Below are 14,815 nucleotides of genomic sequence, written 5' to 3'. Positions count from 1 at the left end.
CCTCGCCGCTACGCCTCCCCCGGGTCGAGCAGCCCCCGCCGGTAGGCCGGGACCAGCCGCTGCGGGACGAGCAGCTCGCGGCCGTCGATCGTGACCGGGACCAGCTTCGGGGGCGTCGCCTTCCACTGGGCGCGGCGGTGCCGGGTGTTGCTGCGGGAGGTCTTGCGCTTGGGTACGGCCATCGGAGGCTCCTATCGGGTGGGACCGGAGGTGTACGGGAGGAGGGCCATCTCGCGGGCGTTCCTGATCGCCCGGGCCATCGCCCGCTGCTGCTGCACGGTGAGGCGGGTGACCCGGCGGCTGCGGATCTTGCCGCGGTCGGAGACGAAGCGCCGCAGCAGCTCGGTGTCCTTGTAGTCGATGTACTCGATGCCCGCCGCGATCAGGGGGTTGGGCCGGTCCTTCGGCGGGGCGGTTCGTTTGCGCATGGTGTCGGGGCTCCTTCAGTGGAGGGGGGCGAGCAGGTCCCGGAAGGCGTCGGGCAGTGCCTTCCAGCCGGGTTCGCCGGCGGCGAGTTCGGCGTCGGTGAGCAGGCAGGAGTCGAGCAGGGCGGTGATGCCCTCGGCGTCCAGCCCTTCGGCGGTGAAGCTGAGCTGCTGGACCCGGTCGCCGTGCAGCGGATGCCAGTCGAGGGCGGCGGCGGCCCGCCGGGCCGGCGGGTAGAGCTCCCAGGCCGCGTCGGGCAGGGTGGCGAGCCAGGGCCCGCACTCCTCGACCGCGAGGTTGGCCCCGGCCGCGTCCCAGGCGAGGATCAGGTCGGGCCGGTTGGCCAGCCAGAACCGCCCGCGGCTGCGCTGTGCGGCGGGGACGAGCTGGTGCAGCGCCTCGTGGAACCGCTCCGGGTGCAGGGGCCGGCGGCGTTCCCAGACCAGGGTGGTGACGCCCGCCTCGTCGCGTTCCTGGGGCAGCAGCGCGAGGGCCGGGTTGACCCGGTCGCGGGCGGCGGCGACGTCGAAGCCGCCGAGCGCGGCCCGGGTGAGGGTGCCGGTGCCGAGCCGGACGACCCGGGCGGTCGGATGGAGCTGACGCAGCAGCGCGAGCCCCGGCGCGTGCGCCGTGGCGCGCGGGACGGCGATCGTGGTGGCGTACTCGATCTGGTGGGCCAGCGCCTCCGCACGGGTCCGCTCGTCCCGTTCGGCGGTGTGCAGGCCGTGTTCCACCAGGTCGTCGGGGACGGAGAGTTCGCCGATCAGCCGGTCCGGGTCGACGGCGGTGACGACACCCGCGAGTTCGACGGCGTCCGCGAGGGGCCGCCCCTCGGACTCCCCGCCGGCGATCACCTCGACGGCCGGGTGCGGGTCGCTGCCACCCCACAGCTCGACGACGGCGAGCCCGTACCGGCCTTCGTCGGCGATCTCCAGCAGCCGGGGCAGCAGGTCCTCGCGCAGGGCGCAGCACGGGCAGTCGTTCGTCAGCGGCACGTCGTCGGCGTCGAACGTCCCCCGGGCGTCGCACAGTTCCCGGTGGACGAGGCCGAGCGAGGCGTCCCGCAGGTCGTGCCGCAGGACGACGGCGTCGACCGCGGCGGCGGCCAGTTCCTCGACGGCGGTCCGGCGTTCGCCCTCGTGCAGTCCGGCGACGACGACCACGGGCAGCTTGATCCGCCCCGGGATGGCCTCCATCGCGCTCACCAGCTCGCCTTGCGGACGCCCGGCAGGTGGCCGGCGTGGGCGTGGACGCGCAGGTTGACCCGGGAGAGGCCGAAGGCGCGCAGGTAGCCGCGGGGGCGGCCGTCCACGGCGTCGCGGTTGCGGATCCGGGTGGCGCTGGCGTCGCGCGGCTGGCGGGCGAGTTCGGCCTGCGCGGCGGCGCGTTCGACGGGGCCGGTGCCCGGGTGGGCGATGATCCGCTTCAGCTCGGCGCGGCGCTCGGCGTAGCGGGCGACGGTGGCGCGCCGCTGCTCGTTCTTGGCGATCTTGCTCTGCTTGGCCATCAGACCTTCTCCCCCCGGGCGCGGATACGGGCGACGGCGGCCTCGATGCCGATCGTGTCGACGGTGCGGATGCCCTTGGCGCTGAGGACGAGCCGCACGTACCGGCCCTCACTGGGCAGCCAGTAGCGCTTGCGCTGGATGTTGGGGTCGAAGCGGCGGCTCGTGCGGCGGTGCGAGTGCGAGATCGCGTTGCCGAAGCCGGGCCGGCGGCCGGTGAGTTGGCAGCGGGCGGACATGAATGCTCCCTGGCGTCCGGGAATGGGCAGGACCGGGCTCACGTTACACCAGATGAAAATGACTTCCATTTCGGTGTACGGTTTCGACCCAGCACCCCGAGACCCGCGACCCGGAACCCAGGACCCAGGACCCAGACGCCAGGAGGACGCCCCATGGCCCGCAGCGAACTGCGCCCCGTCATCAAGCTCCGCTCCACCGCCGGCACCGGCTTCACGTACGTGACCCGCAAGAACCGCCGCAACGACCCGGACCGGATGGTCCTGCGCAAGTACGACCCGGTCGCGGGCCGGCACGTCGACTTCCGCGAGGAGCGCTGACCGGCGGCGCCCGCACCCGACACCCGACACCCGACACCCGACACCCGACAAGAACCCCAGCACCCCGCAGGCCCCCGAGAGGAGCCCGTCCATGAAGCCCGGAATCCACCCCTCCTACCGCCCGGTCGTCTTCCGCGACAAGGTCGGCGGCCTCGCCTTCCTGACCCGGTCGACGGTCGGCAGCGACCGCACCGTCGAGTGGGAGGACGGCCGCACCTACCCGGTGATCGACGTCGAGACCTCCTCGGCGAGCCACCCCTTCTACACCGGCCAGTCCCGCGTGATGGACACCGCGGGCCGGGTCGAGCGCTTCCGCCGGCGCTACGGCGACCAGCACTGAGCCCGAGGAACTGAGCCCGAGGAACGCCGAACGGCGCCTCCCCACCCGGGGAGGCGCCGTTCGGCGTGTGACGACGGGGGCCGGCGCGGCTCACTGCTCCTGCGGCGCCCAGCGCTTCTCGACCTTGGCGACCTTCCAGTACCCGATCGCCAGCGCCCAGACCACCACGAACAGCCCGGCGATCGCGTAGCCGACGTTGTCCAGCGAGATGTCCGCGATCCAGCCGCTCACCGGGTCGGTGAGGTCGAACTTCTCGTGCAGCACCCCGACCAGCTCGATGGTGCCGATGACGAAGGCCACCGCGATCGACAGCCCCGTGATGGTCAGGTTGTAGTACACCTTGCGCACCGGGTTCGAGAACGCCCACTGGTACGCGAAGTTCATGAAGGTCCCGTCCAGGGTGTCGAACAGGCTCATCCCGGCCGCGAACAGCAGCGGCAGGCAGACGATCGCGTACCAGGGCAGCCCGGAGGCCGCGCCGGAGCCCGCCATCACCATCAGGGTGACCTCGGTCGCGGTGTCGAAGCCCAGCCCCAGCACCATGCCGACCGGGAACATCTGCCCGGGCCGGGTGATCGAGCGGGTCGCCCGGTTCAGCACCCGGGCCATGAAGCCGCGCGAGTCCAGGTGCGCCTCCAGCTCCGCCTCGTCGTACTGCCCGGCCCGCATCGCCCGGAACACCTTGACGATGCCGAGCAGCGCCGCCAGGTTGAGCGCGCCGATCAGGTAGAGGAACACGCCGGAGGTGGTCGTCCCGACCACGCCGAGCCACTTGTGGGTGGTCGACTCGTCGTCCATCAGGGTGTTGGCCAGCTGCGCGCCGCCCGCCACCAGGGCGGCCATGATGACCACCATCGAGGAGTGCCCGAGGGCGAACCAGAAGCCCACCGAGACCGGCCGCTTACCGTCCGCCATCAGCTTGCGGGTGGTGTTGTCGATCACCGCGATGTGGTCGGCGTCGAAGGCGTGCCGCATGCCGAGGGTGTACGCGGTGATACCCAGGCCCACCCCGAAGACCTGGGTACCGACCGCGTACCGTTCGGGCGCCACCAGGAAGATGAGCGTCCCGAAGGCCACCACGTGCATGGCCAGGATCACCCCCATCAGCCCGGCCGTGCGGACGGTGTCCTCGCGCTTCCATCTGAAGCTGGGCAGCACGGACGGCGCCGCCTTGGCTTCCGCGGCGACGGTTTCGGGCAGGGTCATGTCCGGATCACGCTCCAACACCTCGTGGAATCACTTCGTGAAGTGCCGCGGCCGGTCTCCTGGCTTACGGGACATCCGGGTCCGCCTTCCCGGGTGCGCGAGGCGCCCAGTGGCTTCGTGGACACGGACTGAAATCCGTCGAGGACGAAGGAATTCACCCGATCACAGTGGCGAGGGCCGCTCCGGGCTGGGACCACTGAAGGTCCGTCACCGGTCTTCCCGAGCACCACGGCGGGCTACACCGTAGGGGTCCGCCCCCGACCCGTGCAAGGCTGCGCACCTGCGCAGGTGTCCAGGATCACAGCCTCCCGCCTGCAAGAATGCGGTCATGCATCTCGTACCGGCCGACCGCGCGGGCCACCGCACCATCGACGGACACCGGGTGTGCGAGGCCATCGCCGCGATCGGCGACACCGCGCACGTCCGGTCCTGGTCCGAGCGGTTCTCGCTGCTCTCCGACCCCGGACGGCTCGCCCTGCTGCTCGCCCTCCACCGGGCCGGCCCGCTCGCCGTCACCGACCTCGCGGTCGCCACCGGCATGCGCGACCCCGCCGTCTCCCAGGCCCTGCGGCTGCTCCGCACGGCCGGCGTGGTCACCGGCGACCGGGACGGACGTGTGGTGCGCTACCGGCTCGTGGACGAGGCCATGCGCCCCCTCCTCGACGAGTGCGCCGCCGCCGAGCACCACGAGCCCACCGCCGCGGCGGGCTGACCACAGCCGCGGGCTGACCGACACTCGGGCGACAGCCGCCTGGCCGGCACCCCGGATGAGTACGATCATGGTGTGCCGTCCCACCCCCACGCCTGGCCCGCCGACCGCTGGAACACCCGACCGGTCAGAGCCCGCGTGCTGGCGGTCGCCCGCACCCTCACCTCGGCCACCCGGGTGCTGGACGTCCTCAGCCTGCTGAGCCCCGACGGCATCGCCCGCTACTTCACCGTCAACCCCGGCTCCGCCTTCGCCGACCGCGCCCTGGACGAATACCTCCACGGCCTGCCCGGCTACACCGTGCTGGACTGGGAGGACGCCGTCCGGCACCGCTTCGACCTGGCCGTCGCCTGCGCCGTCCACGCCTCCATGCACCGGCTGGACGCCCGCCTCGTCGTCCTCCCGCACGGCGCCGGCTACAACCGCCTGGTCACCGAGTCCACCGGCGACGCGGTCAGCTCCGCCGGCCTGTCCCGCAACGAACTCACCCACCGCGGCCGGGTGTTCGTGGACGTCCTCGGCCTCTCCCACCCCGAGCAGCTGGACCGGCTCCGGGCCTCCTGCCCCGAAGCCCTGGACGTCGCCCGCGTGGTCGGCGACCCGTGCTTCGACCGGATGCTGCGCAGCCTGCGCTCCCGCGACGCCTACCGCGCCGCGCTCGGCGCCGTCGACGGGCGGCGGCTCGTCGTCGTCAACTCCACCTGGAGCGAGCACTCGTTATTCGGCCGCCGCCCCGACCTGCCCCGGCGCCTGGTCCGCCGACTGCCCGCCGACGAGTACACCGTGGCCGTCGTCCTCCACCCCAACATCTGGAGCCGGCACGACCCCGAGGCCCTGCTCGACAGCGCCCGCCGGATGGGCCTGCGCCTGATCCCGCCCCACCAGGGCTGGCAGGCCGCCCTGGTCGCCGCCGACTGCCTGATCGGCGACCACGGCTCGGTCTCGGTCTACGGCGCCGCCCTGGAACGACCCACCGTGCTCGTCGCCACCGGCGCCGCCGAGCTCGACCCGCACTCCCCCACCTACGCCTTCGGCCAGGCCGCACCCGTGCTCGACCCCGACGGCGACCTCGCCGCCCAGCTCGAACTGGCCCTGCGCGACCAGGACCCGGCCGCCCTGCGCCCGCTCACCGACCGCTCGCTCAGCGGACGCGGCCGCTCGGCCGAGCTGCTGCGCCCGCTGCTCTACTCCTTCCTGGAACAACTGGACGAACCCGAGGGCGAACCGCTCCTGCTGCCCTACCCCAAGCCCGTCCCCCGCACCGGCACCACCGACGGGCCCACCGCGTACGACGTCGAGGGCACGACCGAGGGCATCGAGGTCAGCCTGCGGCGCTACCCCTTCGACCCGGGCGACCACACCCCGCGCGGCTTCCACGCCCTCACCGACGAGCACCCGGGCGACGCCCTGCGCTACACCGCCGAAGTCCTCGCCCGCACCGAGCCGCACGCCGAACGCCCCGCCGTCGACTGGCTCGCCGACACCGCCCTCGAACTGCCCGGCCTCGCCGTCACGGTGGCCGCCCTCGGCCCGGCCCGCCACCTGCTCCGGCTGCACGGCGGCCTGCTGCTGGAGGCCCGCGCCGAACGGGGCTTCGGCTGCCCCGAACCCAGCCTCGACCCGCTGCTGCTCGGCTCGGCACTCGCCTGCTGGCTCGCCGACGGCGGCGACCCGGCCGGCCTGCCCGAACACGGCCTCACCGTCCGCACCGGCGAACACCGCACCCGGGTCTCCTTCACCACCGGTCCCTAGCCACCATCGATACCTAGCCCGCCAGCTCCCGCAGCCGGGCCCGGCTGCGCTCGGCCAGCTCCGGGTCGTCCAGTTCCGTGGCGAGGGAGACCAGCAGGGTGTGCGCCTGGGCCTCCTTGGCGTGCTGGCTCCGCTCCTTCGCCCTCCGGACGCAGTCCTCGGCGTGGGCGACGGCGGGAGAGAGCTGCCCCAGCGCCCGGTGGGCCCGGGCGGTCACCAGCGGCAGCTTCATCAGCATGTCGTCGTCCCCGGTGGCCCCGGCCTGCGCGGCGGCGCCGGCCAGCACGGTCAGCGCCTCGTCCGGGCGGCCGTCGGCGATCAGCGCCTGCGCCACGTTGTAGCTCTGCACGATCTCGCCGTGCGGGTCGCCCCGGTTCTCCTCCAGGGCCAGCGCGAACCGCTCCACCGCCCGGCCCGGACGGCCGTCGGCCAGACAGAGCAGGCCGTCCGTCTCGTGCAGCACCCCCGCCACCTGACGCCTGGTCACCAGCGGCAGCTGCTCCGCCGCCAGCGCCAGCTGCTCGGCGGCGAGCGGGTACTCCTTGCGCTCGTAGTGGGCGCGGGCCAGCTGGTTGCGCATCCGGACCACGGCGTCCGGCTGGTTGTCCCAGTGCGCCGACTCGACACCGAGCCGGTGGGTGGCGATCCAGTCCTGGTAGAGCTTGCGACCGTGGTACAGCGGCCAGAGCGACTCGCACAGCCGCCACACCTCGCCGTGCCAGCCCTGCTCGGCCGCCGCCTCCACCACCGCGCGCAGGTTGGCCCGCTCGGCGTGCAGCCACTCCAGCGCGGCGGCGCCGGACGGGAATCCCGGCAGCCCGTCGCCGCTCGGGTCCTGCAACCGCAGCCGGGGCCCCATCGCCCGGTCCGCCCGCGAGGCCCGGCCCCGGAAGTACGCCACCACCCGGGCGAGCAGTTCGGCCCGGTCCGGCAGTTCCCGGGCCCGGCCGTAGGCGTGCAGCCGCACCACGTCGTGGGCGCGGAAGCGCTTCTCGGACGGGTCGTCGTCCTCCACCTCGTCCACCAGGTGGGTGGCGCGCAGCTCCGACAGCACCCGCGCGGCCCGCTCGATGCCCGCCGCCTGGGCGAGTCCGGCCGACAGGAACGGGCCGGGGTGCACGCCGATCAGGTGGTAGAGCGCCTTGCCCTGCTCCGGCAGCCGCTCGTACACCGCGTCGTAGGTGGGGCCGAGGTCACTGTCCTCATCGTTCAGCACGGCCGACCGGCCCTCCCGGTCGTGGAGTTCGGCCACCACCTCACCGATCGGCAGGTTCTCGTGGTCCAGCAGCTGGCTGCCGACCACGCTCAGCGCGAGCGGAAGCCCGCCGCACAGCTCGACCAGCGCCGAGAGCTCCTCCTCGGTGCCGTGCTCGGAGCCCGGCCAGGTCCGCACCAGCTCGGCGCCGGCCTCCGGGCTCAGCGGCCCGAGCTGCCGCACCTCGGCGCCGTTCATCCGCAGGGCGGGCAGCCGTCGCCGGCTCGCGACCACCACCAGCCCGCCGGAGGGGAGTAGCGCTCTGACCTCGGCGGCGTGCTCGACGTTGTCGAGGAAGAACAGGCACCGGCGCCCGGCGGTGACCGTCCGGAACTTGGTGAACCGCTCGGCCTCCACGGCGGGGGACTCGGTGCCGAGTGCGCGCAGGAAGCCCGCCAGCAGCTCCGGCAGATCCACCCCGCCCTGGTGCCGGTAGGCCTGGAGGTCCGCGTAGAGGTCCCCGCCCGGGAAGCGCGCCCGGTGCTCCTCCGTGAACCTGGCGATCAGTTCGGTCTTCCCGACCCCGCCGAGGCCGGTGAACACCACGACACCGAGCTCGCCCGTCTCGACCCGGCCCAGGGCGGCGTTCAGCGCGGCGAGTTCCGGCTCACGGTTGACGAACGGGCCGTGCGGCCGCCGGACCTGATGCGGTCTCGGCAGCTCCTCGGGCTGGTGGAGGTGCACCGAGCCGATGTGCTGGGCCTGCACCAGGTGGCCGCCCACCGTGGTGCCTGACACGGTGTTGGCCACGTCCCGCCGCTCCATCAGCCTGCTCCCTCCGGCCGGTCGGCCCCAGCCTACGGGCTGCGGACCGGCCCGACGGCCGGAATCCCCGCCTCAGGCCGTCTGGCAGGTCGGGCACCAGAAGAGGTTGCGCGCGGCGTGCTCCTCCGTCCGGACGTCCGTGCCGCAGACCAGGCAGGGCATGGCGGCCCGGCGGTAGACGTACACCTCGCCGCCGTGGTCGTCCACGCGGGGCGGGCGGCCCATCGCCTCGGGGGTGTGTTCGGGGCGGACGGTGTCGATCCGGCCGGCCGTGACGCCCTCGCGCATCAGCGCGACCAGGTCGGCCCAGATCGCGTCCCATTCCCGGCGGGTGAGGTCGCGCCCGGCCCGGTGCGGGTCGATGCCGTGCCGGAACAGCACCTCGGCCCGGTAGACGTTGCCCACCCCGGCCAGCACTTTCTGGTCCATCAGCAGCGCGGCGACCGTGGTGCGGCTGCCCGTGACCCGGCGCCAGGCGGCCTCCGGGTCGGCGTCGGCGCGCAGCGGGTCGGGGCCGAGCCGGGCGGCGACGGCGGCCTTCTGGTCGTCGGTGACGAGCGCGCAGGTGTTGGGGCCGCGCAGGTCCGCGTAGCCGTCCTCGCCCTCCAGTCGCAGCCGGACCAGGCCGACCGGCTCGGGCGCCGGGCCGGTGCCGAAGGTGAAGCCGCCGTAGAGGCCGAGGTGGATGTGCACCCAGGCGCCCTCCTCGAAGCCGAGGAAGAGGTGCTTGCCGGTGGCCTCGGCGCCGGTGAGCAGCTGTCCGTCGATCACCTTGGCCTCGTCGGCGAACCGGCCCTGCGGGCTGGAGACCCGGACCGGGCGGCCGCCGAAGGCGTTCCGGTTCTCGGCGGCGAGGCGGTGGATGATGTGGCCTTCCGGCACGGGCGTCAGCTCCCCGGGGCGTTCGACAGGACGGGCCGCTGGGCGGGCCCGAGGACGCCTCCATCATCGCAGCCGGCTCCGACACCCCCGCGAAGCCGCTGGTCAGCGGACCGGCATGCCCATCAGCCGGGCCAGGATGACGCGGTCCAGCTCGGCGGCCGTCCCGGCCACGTCCAGGTAGGAGTTGTCGATGATCGGCAGCCCGGAGTTGTACCAGCCGGCCATCCGCCCGTGGATCCGCGCCACCTCCTCGTCCCCGAGGCGCCGGTTGCCGTTGCGCCGGGCGTTGCGGCGCAGCACCGAGTCCAGGCTGGGCAGCAGCACGACCGGGAGCATGCCGGGGCCGATGTGCCGCTTCCAGCCGCCGAGGCCGATCGCCGGGCGGTCGGGGAAGACGGCGTCGTCGATGATGCACGAGATGCCGTTGGCCAGGTAGTTGCGGCAGGCGAAGCCGCAGGTGCGGCGGGCCAGCCGGTACTGCGCTTCGGAGGCGTTGTTCCAGCCGGACTGCGGGTTGGCGAAGCCGGACTGCACCCACTCCCGTACGTCGTCCAGGCTGATGTGCGCGGTCGGGGTGGGCCGGCGCTCGGCCCAGTACCGGGCGACGGTGGTCTTCCCGGCCCCGGCGGGACCGATCAGCAGGACGGCGATCGGCCCGGTGGGCGCGTGCTGCTGCGGGTGGGCGGGCAGCTGGACCGGCGTCCCGGACGGCAGGACGAAGTGCCCGGTGCCGCCCGGGGGGACCGGCGGTCCGGCCACCGGGGCGGGCGCGACGGCGGCGGCGGGCGCGGGAGCCGGCACCGAAGCCGGTACCGGGGCCTGAGTCGGGCCGGGCGCGGGCGAAGTGGCGGGCGCGGGCGCGGACGGTCCGGCCGGCGCGGGCCGCACCGGCGGCGGAGGAGGAGGCGGAACCGGCGGGTTCACCCCCGCGGCGCTCCCCGGCGGCACCGGCGGAGCGGCGGGACGCGGCGGGACGGGCCCACCTCCGGCGTACTGCGTCACGGCACCTCCCGACACCTCTCAGCGGGGACACTACACGGCGGCCCGGCGGCGGGCACAGTCCGCCGCCGGGCCGTGGCCGGCCACTCTCAGCGCGTGGTCAGCTGCTCGGCCAGCGCGCGCAGCGCCAGTTCGTACGAGCCGAGCCCGAAACCGGCGATGGTGCCGGAGGCCACCGCGGCGATCACCGAGGTGTGCCGGAAAGCCTCCCGGGCGTACGGGTTGGAGATGTGCACCTCGATCAGCGGCGCGGTGCGCTGCGCGGCGGCGTCCCGCATCGCGTACGAGTAGTGGGTGAACGCGCCCGGGTTGATCACCACGGGCACCTTCCCGTCGGCCGCCTCGTGCAGCCACTCCACCATCCGCTGCTCGGAGTTGGTCTCGTGCACCTCGACCTCGAAGCCGAACTCCTTGCCGAGCGCGGTGCAGCGCTCGACCAGCCCGGCGTACGAGGTGGCGCCGTAGACGTCCGGCTCGCGGCTGCCCAGCCGCCCGAGGTTGGGGCCGTTGAGCACCATCACCCGGGTCACGCCGAGACCTCCGCGTAGGCGGCGACCAGCAGGGACGGGTCGGGGCCCTCCAGCACGGAGGTCTTGGCGAGGCCGTCCAGGACGATGAAGCGGATCAGGTCGCCGCGCGACTTCTTGTCGATCTTCATCGCGTCCAGCAACTTCGGCCAGGCGTCCGCCCGGTAGCTCAGCGGCAGGCCGACGGAGGCCAGCACGGTGCGGTGCCGGTCGGCCGTCGCGTCGTCCAACCGGCCCGCCAGGCGGCCGAGTTCGGCGGCGTAGACCATGCCGATGGAGATCGCGGCGCCGTGCCGCCACTTGTACCGCTCGTTGCGCTCGATGGCGTGGCCGAGGGTGTGGCCGTAGTTGAGGATCTCGCGCTGCCCGGATTCCTTGAGGTCTCCGGAGACCACGTCGGCCTTGACCTGGATGGCGCGGCGGATCAGCTCGACGGTGTGCGGCCCGGCCGGGGTCTTGGCACCCTCGGGGTCGGCCTCGATCAGGTCGAGGATGACCGGGTCGGCGATGAAGCCGCACTTGATGACCTCGGCGAGCCCGGAGACGTAGTCGTGCTTGGGCACGGTCTCCAGGGTGCCGAGGTCGGCCAGCACGCCCACCGGCGGGTGGAAGGCGCCGACCATGTTCTTGCCCTCGGCGATGTTGATGCCGGTCTTGCCGCCGACGGCGGCGTCGACCATGCCGAGCAGCGTGGTGGGCATGGAGACCCAGCGCACGCCGCGCAGCCAGGTGGCGGCGACGAAGCCGGCCAGGTCGGTGGTGGCACCGCCGCCGAGACCGACGACGACGTCGCTGCGGGTGAACCCGGTCTGCCCGAGCACCGACCAGCAGTACGCGGCGACCTCGGCGCTCTTGGCCTCCTCGGCGTTGGGCACCTGCAGCCCGATGGCCTCGTAGCCCTCGCCGGCCAGGTCCTCGCGGATGGCGTCGGCGGTGGCGGCCAGCGCCTCCGGGTGGATGATCGCGACCCGCTTCGCCCGGGTCCCGATCAGCGGTGCCAGCTCACCGAGCAGCTGGTGCCCGATCAGCACGTCGTACGGGTCGTGGCCGGCGCTTCCGCCGACGTGGATCCTGACGGTGGTGTCACTCATGGGGGGTCTTCAGCTCCAGTGCTTCCAGTACGGCGTCCGCGACCTGCTCGGGGGTGCGCCCGGCGGTGTCGACCACGGCGGTGGCCACCTCCAGGTAGAGGGGGCGGCGGGCCTCCATCAGCTCGCGCCAGCGGGCCCGCGGGTTGACGGCCAGCAGCGGGCGCGGGGCGTCCAGGCCGACCCGCTTGACCGCGTCGCCCAGCGGGACCTCCAGGAAGACCACCGGGAGTTCGCGCAGCAGCTCGCGGGTGGCGTCGGCCATCACCGCGCCGCCGCCGAGCGCCAGCACCCCGTCGTGTCCGGTGGCGGCTTCGCGGACGGCCGTCACCTCCAGCGCGCGGAAGTGGGGCTCGCCCTCGTCGACGAAGATCTCCGGGATGGGCTTGCCGGCGGTGGCCTCGATGTCGGCGTCGGTGTCCCGGAAGCCGACGCCCAGGCGCTCGGCCAGGGCCCGCCCGACGGTGGACTTGCCACTGCCGGGCGGACCGACCAGCACGACCACGGGGTGCGTCATCGGATGATCAGGTGGTCGAGGTAGCCCTGCACGTTGCGGCGGGTCTCGGAGACGTGGTCGCCGCCGAACTTCTCGTTGACCGCGTCGGCGAGCACCAGCGCGACCATCGCCTCGGCGACGATGCCCGCGGCCGGCACGGCGCAGACGTCCGAGCGCTGGTGGTGCGCCTTGGCCGGCTCACCGGTGCGCACGTCCAGGGTCTGCAGCGCCCGCGGCACGGTGGCGATCGGCTTCATCGCGGCGCGCACCCGCAGCACCTCACCGGTGGACAGGCCGCCCTCGGTGCCGCCGGAGCGGCCGGAGGTGCGCTTGACGCCCTCGGGGGTCGGGACGATCTCGTCGTGCGCCTTGGAGCCCGGCACCCGGGCCAGGTCGAAGCCGTCGCCGACCTCGACGCCCTTGATCGCCTGGATGCCCATCAGCGCGGCGGCCAGCCGGGCGTCCAGCCGGCGGTCCCAGTGCACGTGCGAGCCGAGGCCCACCGGCACGCCGTACGCGAGCACCTCGACCACGCCGCCGAGGGTGTCGCCGTCCTTGTGGGCCTGGTCGATCTCGGCGACCATCGCCTTCGAGGCGTCGGCGTCCAGGCAGCGCACCGGGTCGGCGTCCAGCCGGGCCTCGTCCGAGGGCAGCGGCAGCACGCCGGCCGGCGCCTTGGCGGCGGCCAGCTCGACCACGTGGCTGACGATCTCGATCCCGGCCACCTCGCGCAGGTAGGCGCGGGCGACGGCGCCCAGCGCGACCCGCGCGGCCGTCTCCCGGGCGCTGGCGCGCTCCAGGATCGGCCGGGCCTCCTCGATCGAGTACTTCTGCATGCCCGCCAGGTCGGCGTGGCCGGGCCGGGGGCGGGTGAGCGCCTCGTTGCGGGCCAGGCCCGCCAGCACCTCGGGGTCGACCGGGTCGGCCGACATGACCTGCTCCCACTTCGGCCACTCGGTGTTGCCGACCATGATCGCGACCGGGCTGCCCATGGACAGGCCGTGCCGGACACCGCCGAGGAAGGTCACCTCGTCCTGCTCGAACTTCATCCGCGCCCCGCGGCCGTAACCGAGCCGACGGCGCGCCAGCGCGTCGGCCACCACGGCGGTGGTGACCGGTACACCGGCGGGCAGGCCTTCCAGCGTCGCGACGAGTGCGGGACCGTGCGACTCCCCCGCCGTCAGCCAGCGCAACGTACCCAACGGAGCTCCTTCATCAGCGGGCCGGCCCACGGCACCGCCGGGGCCCGCCCGAGCGTGCCTTCTGCCCGAATCCTTTCATGCCCCGGCGGCGCCCGGGGGCCAGAGTCCGCGTGACGGACGGCAACCGGCCACGAACCGTGCGGCGGACGGCCGGGCGGCGACGGCCGGACGTCCGGATGGCGGACACCCGGCGGCACGGCAGGGTGCCACGACCGGCCCGGGGGGCCGTCCGGCCGCCGGGCTCAGTGCCGGGCGAGCGCCTTCTCCCCCGCCTCGCGCATCGCCGCCAGCGGCCCGGGCGTCCGCCCGGTGAAGGCCTCGCTCTGCAGCACCGCCTGGTGCACCAGCAGGTCCAGCCCGCCGAGGACGGTCGAGCCGCGCTCGGCGCAGGCGGCGGCCAGCGCCGTCGGCCACGGGTGGTACAGCACGTCGAACAGCGCCCCGGGCGCGGCGGGCAGCGCGGCCGCGAAGCCGTCCGTCGCGCCGACCGGCGTGGTCGAGACGGTCAGCGGCCGCTCCAGTGCCTCGGCGCCGCGCTCCCAGTCGGCGGTGCGCACGACCACGCCCAGCCGCTCGCCCAGCTCGGCCATCTCCCGGGCCCGCTCGGGGCTGCGCACGTAGACCGTCACCTCGCCGGTGCAGATCTGGGCGAGCGCGGCCAGCGCCGAGGAGGCGGTGGCCCCGGCGCCCAGCACGGCGGCGGCGGACACCTCGGTGATCCCGCGCTCGCGCAGCGCGTTGACCAGCCCGGGGACGTCGGTGTTGTCCCCGGTGCGCCGGCCGTCGGCGGTGAACACCACGGTGTTGACCGCGTCGACCGAGCGGGCCGTCGCGCTGACCTCGTCGAGCAGCGGGATGATCGCCCGCTTCAACGGCATGGTCAGCGACAGCCCCGCCCACTCGGCCTCGTCCAGCCCGGCGACGAAGCCGGGCAGCGCGGCCTCGTCGACCTCGAAGCGGTCGTAGCGCCAGCCGTCCAGCCCGAGCGCCGCGAAGGCCGCCCGGTGCAGGTCCGGCGAGAGCGAGTGGGCGATCGGCGAGCCGAGGACGGCCGCCCGGTGCTTGCTGGTCAACGCTGCCTCTCCATCGACTACCGTCCGGCCGGGG

At 74.1% G+C, this 14,815-nt stretch carries 18 protein-coding genes and 1 riboswitch; of the genes, 4 read left to right on the top strand and 14 right to left on the bottom strand.

What is annotated here, in order from left to right:
• Window positions 1-8 precede the first annotated feature (8 nt).
• Genes rpmF through rpmB form a run of 5 tightly spaced genes read right to left on the bottom strand, consistent with a single transcriptional unit; the run spans window position 9 to window position 2,169 of the window.
• On the bottom strand, window positions 9-182 hold the full coding sequence (gene rpmF, locus IE332_RS16525) for a 50S ribosomal protein L32 (RefSeq protein ID WP_189916728.1): 174 nt from the start codon (window positions 180-182) through the stop codon (window positions 9-11).
• Between the two features lie 9 nt (window positions 183-191).
• Entirely contained in the window at window positions 192-428 is a 237-nt protein-coding gene (gene rpsR, locus IE332_RS16520; protein ID WP_189916726.1) for a 30S ribosomal protein S18, read from the bottom strand.
• A 15-nt stretch (window positions 429-443) separates the two neighbouring features.
• Window positions 444-1,622, bottom strand: a complete 1,179-nt coding sequence (locus IE332_RS16515) for a CobW family GTP-binding protein (protein ID WP_189917282.1) — start codon at window positions 1,620-1,622, stop codon at window positions 444-446.
• Window positions 1,623-1,627: 5 nt separating this feature from the next.
• Window positions 1,628-1,933: a 30S ribosomal protein S14 gene (gene rpsN / locus IE332_RS16510; protein ID WP_189916718.1), complete on the bottom strand. Its 306-nt coding sequence runs from the start codon at window positions 1,931-1,933 to the stop codon at window positions 1,628-1,630.
• Window positions 1,933-2,169, bottom strand: a complete 237-nt coding sequence (gene rpmB, locus IE332_RS16505) for a 50S ribosomal protein L28 (protein ID WP_189916705.1) — start codon at window positions 2,167-2,169, stop codon at window positions 1,933-1,935. The genes rpsN and rpmB overlap by 1 nt, the downstream gene beginning before the upstream one ends.
• A gap of 153 nt (window positions 2,170-2,322) precedes the next feature.
• Here rpmB and rpmG point away from each other — a divergent pair, with 153 nt between their 5' ends.
• Window positions 2,323-2,487, top strand: coding sequence for a 50S ribosomal protein L33 (gene rpmG / locus IE332_RS16500; RefSeq protein WP_097238718.1), 165 nt, complete (start codon window positions 2,323-2,325; stop codon window positions 2,485-2,487).
• A gap of 91 nt (window positions 2,488-2,578) precedes the next feature.
• Window positions 2,579-2,827: a type B 50S ribosomal protein L31 gene (locus IE332_RS16495; protein WP_189916703.1), complete on the top strand. Its 249-nt coding sequence runs from the start codon at window positions 2,579-2,581 to the stop codon at window positions 2,825-2,827.
• A 90-nt stretch (window positions 2,828-2,917) separates the two neighbouring features.
• On the opposite strand, the gene nicT is transcribed toward IE332_RS16495, so the two are convergent.
• Window positions 2,918-4,033, bottom strand: coding sequence for a Nickel transporter NicT (nicT, locus tag IE332_RS16490; RefSeq protein WP_189916694.1), 1,116 nt, complete (start codon window positions 4,031-4,033; stop codon window positions 2,918-2,920).
• Window positions 4,034-4,065: 32 nt separating this feature from the next.
• A riboswitch (cobalamin riboswitch) is annotated at window positions 4,066-4,279 on the bottom strand.
• Between the two features lie 82 nt (window positions 4,280-4,361).
• Here nicT and IE332_RS16485 point away from each other — a divergent pair.
• Both IE332_RS16485 and IE332_RS16480 read left to right on the top strand, forming a co-directional pair.
• Window positions 4,362-4,745: an ArsR/SmtB family transcription factor gene (locus tag IE332_RS16485; RefSeq protein ID WP_189916692.1), complete on the top strand. Its 384-nt coding sequence runs from the start codon at window positions 4,362-4,364 to the stop codon at window positions 4,743-4,745.
• 72 nt (window positions 4,746-4,817) lie between these two features.
• Window positions 4,818-6,494 carry a CDP-glycerol glycerophosphotransferase family protein gene (locus IE332_RS16480; protein ID WP_229928648.1) on the top strand — a complete coding sequence of 559 codons (1,677 nt, stop codon included), beginning with the start codon at window positions 4,818-4,820 and terminating at the stop codon, window positions 6,492-6,494.
• Between the two features lie 13 nt (window positions 6,495-6,507).
• Here IE332_RS16480 and IE332_RS16475 read toward each other — a convergent pair whose 3' ends face one another.
• From IE332_RS16475 to IE332_RS16440, 8 genes are all read right to left on the bottom strand, one after another.
• A complete protein-coding gene (locus IE332_RS16475) occupies window positions 6,508-8,514 on the bottom strand; it encodes an AAA family ATPase (RefSeq protein WP_189916690.1) in 2,007 nt (668 codons plus the stop codon).
• Window positions 8,515-8,586: 72 nt separating this feature from the next.
• Window positions 8,587-9,396, bottom strand: coding sequence for an Fpg/Nei family DNA glycosylase (locus IE332_RS16470; protein WP_189916688.1), 810 nt, complete (start codon window positions 9,394-9,396; stop codon window positions 8,587-8,589).
• Between the two features lie 102 nt (window positions 9,397-9,498).
• Window positions 9,499-10,413 (bottom strand): AAA family ATPase, encoded by a 915-nt coding sequence (locus IE332_RS16465; protein WP_373313745.1) that lies wholly within the window; start codon window positions 10,411-10,413, stop codon window positions 9,499-9,501.
• A gap of 71 nt (window positions 10,414-10,484) precedes the next feature.
• Window positions 10,485-10,913, bottom strand: a complete 429-nt coding sequence (gene aroQ, locus IE332_RS16460; RefSeq protein WP_189917278.1) for a type II 3-dehydroquinate dehydratase — start codon at window positions 10,911-10,913, stop codon at window positions 10,485-10,487.
• Window positions 10,914-10,921: 8 nt separating this feature from the next.
• Entirely contained in the window at window positions 10,922-12,013 is a 1,092-nt protein-coding gene (aroB, locus tag IE332_RS16455; protein ID WP_189916684.1) for a 3-dehydroquinate synthase, read from the bottom strand.
• On the bottom strand, window positions 12,006-12,527 hold the full coding sequence (locus tag IE332_RS16450) for a shikimate kinase (protein WP_189916682.1): 522 nt from the start codon (window positions 12,525-12,527) through the stop codon (window positions 12,006-12,008). Before IE332_RS16450 ends, aroB begins: the two co-directional genes overlap by 8 nt.
• On the bottom strand, window positions 12,524-13,708 hold the full coding sequence (aroC, locus tag IE332_RS16445) for a chorismate synthase (RefSeq protein ID WP_189916680.1): 1,185 nt from the start codon (window positions 13,706-13,708) through the stop codon (window positions 12,524-12,526). The genes IE332_RS16450 and aroC overlap by 4 nt, the downstream gene beginning before the upstream one ends.
• A gap of 242 nt (window positions 13,709-13,950) precedes the next feature.
• Window positions 13,951-14,781, bottom strand: a complete 831-nt coding sequence (locus IE332_RS16440; RefSeq protein ID WP_189916678.1) for a shikimate dehydrogenase — start codon at window positions 14,779-14,781, stop codon at window positions 13,951-13,953.
• Window positions 14,782-14,815: the final 34 nt, after the last annotated feature.

It is taken from the genome of Kitasatospora xanthocidica, from assembly GCF_014656195.1.
In the GTDB taxonomy this organism is placed as follows: Bacteria; Actinomycetota; Actinomycetes; order Streptomycetales; family Streptomycetaceae; genus Kitasatospora; species Kitasatospora xanthocidica.
The sequence above is the reverse complement of the archived record's forward strand: the minus strand, read 5'-3'. Positions and strand labels throughout refer to the sequence as shown.

Excerpts from the sequence above, each read along its gene's own strand:
- rpmG (WP_097238718.1), top strand. The coding sequence starts at position 2,323 with ATGGCCCGCAGCGAACTGCGCCCCGTCATCAAGCTCCGCTCCACCGCC.
- IE332_RS16495 (WP_189916703.1), top strand. The coding sequence starts at position 2,579 with ATGAAGCCCGGAATCCACCCCTCCTACCGCCCGGTCGTCTTCCGCGAC.
- aroQ (WP_189917278.1), bottom strand. The coding sequence starts at position 10,913 with ATGGTGCTCAACGGCCCCAACCTCGGGCGGCTGGGCAGCCGCGAGCCG.
- IE332_RS16515 (WP_189917282.1), bottom strand. The coding sequence starts at position 1,622 with ATGGAGGCCATCCCGGGGCGGATCAAGCTGCCCGTGGTCGTCGTCGCC.
- rpsN (WP_189916718.1), bottom strand. The coding sequence starts at position 1,933 with ATGGCCAAGCAGAGCAAGATCGCCAAGAACGAGCAGCGGCGCGCCACC.
- nicT (WP_189916694.1), bottom strand. The coding sequence starts at position 4,033 with ATGACCCTGCCCGAAACCGTCGCCGCGGAAGCCAAGGCGGCGCCGTCC.
- IE332_RS16485 (WP_189916692.1), top strand. The coding sequence starts at position 4,362 with ATGCATCTCGTACCGGCCGACCGCGCGGGCCACCGCACCATCGACGGA.
- rpmB (WP_189916705.1), bottom strand. The coding sequence starts at position 2,169 with ATGTCCGCCCGCTGCCAACTCACCGGCCGCCGGCCCGGCTTCGGCAAC.
- rpmF (WP_189916728.1), bottom strand. The coding sequence starts at position 182 with ATGGCCGTACCCAAGCGCAAGACCTCCCGCAGCAACACCCGGCACCGC.
- rpsR (WP_189916726.1), bottom strand. The coding sequence starts at position 428 with ATGCGCAAACGAACCGCCCCGCCGAAGGACCGGCCCAACCCCCTGATC.
- aroB (WP_189916684.1), bottom strand. The coding sequence starts at position 12,013 with ATGAGTGACACCACCGTCAGGATCCACGTCGGCGGAAGCGCCGGCCAC.
- IE332_RS16475 (WP_189916690.1), bottom strand. The coding sequence starts at position 8,514 with ATGGAGCGGCGGGACGTGGCCAACACCGTGTCAGGCACCACGGTGGGC.
- IE332_RS16450 (WP_189916682.1), bottom strand. The coding sequence starts at position 12,527 with ATGACGCACCCCGTGGTCGTGCTGGTCGGTCCGCCCGGCAGTGGCAAG.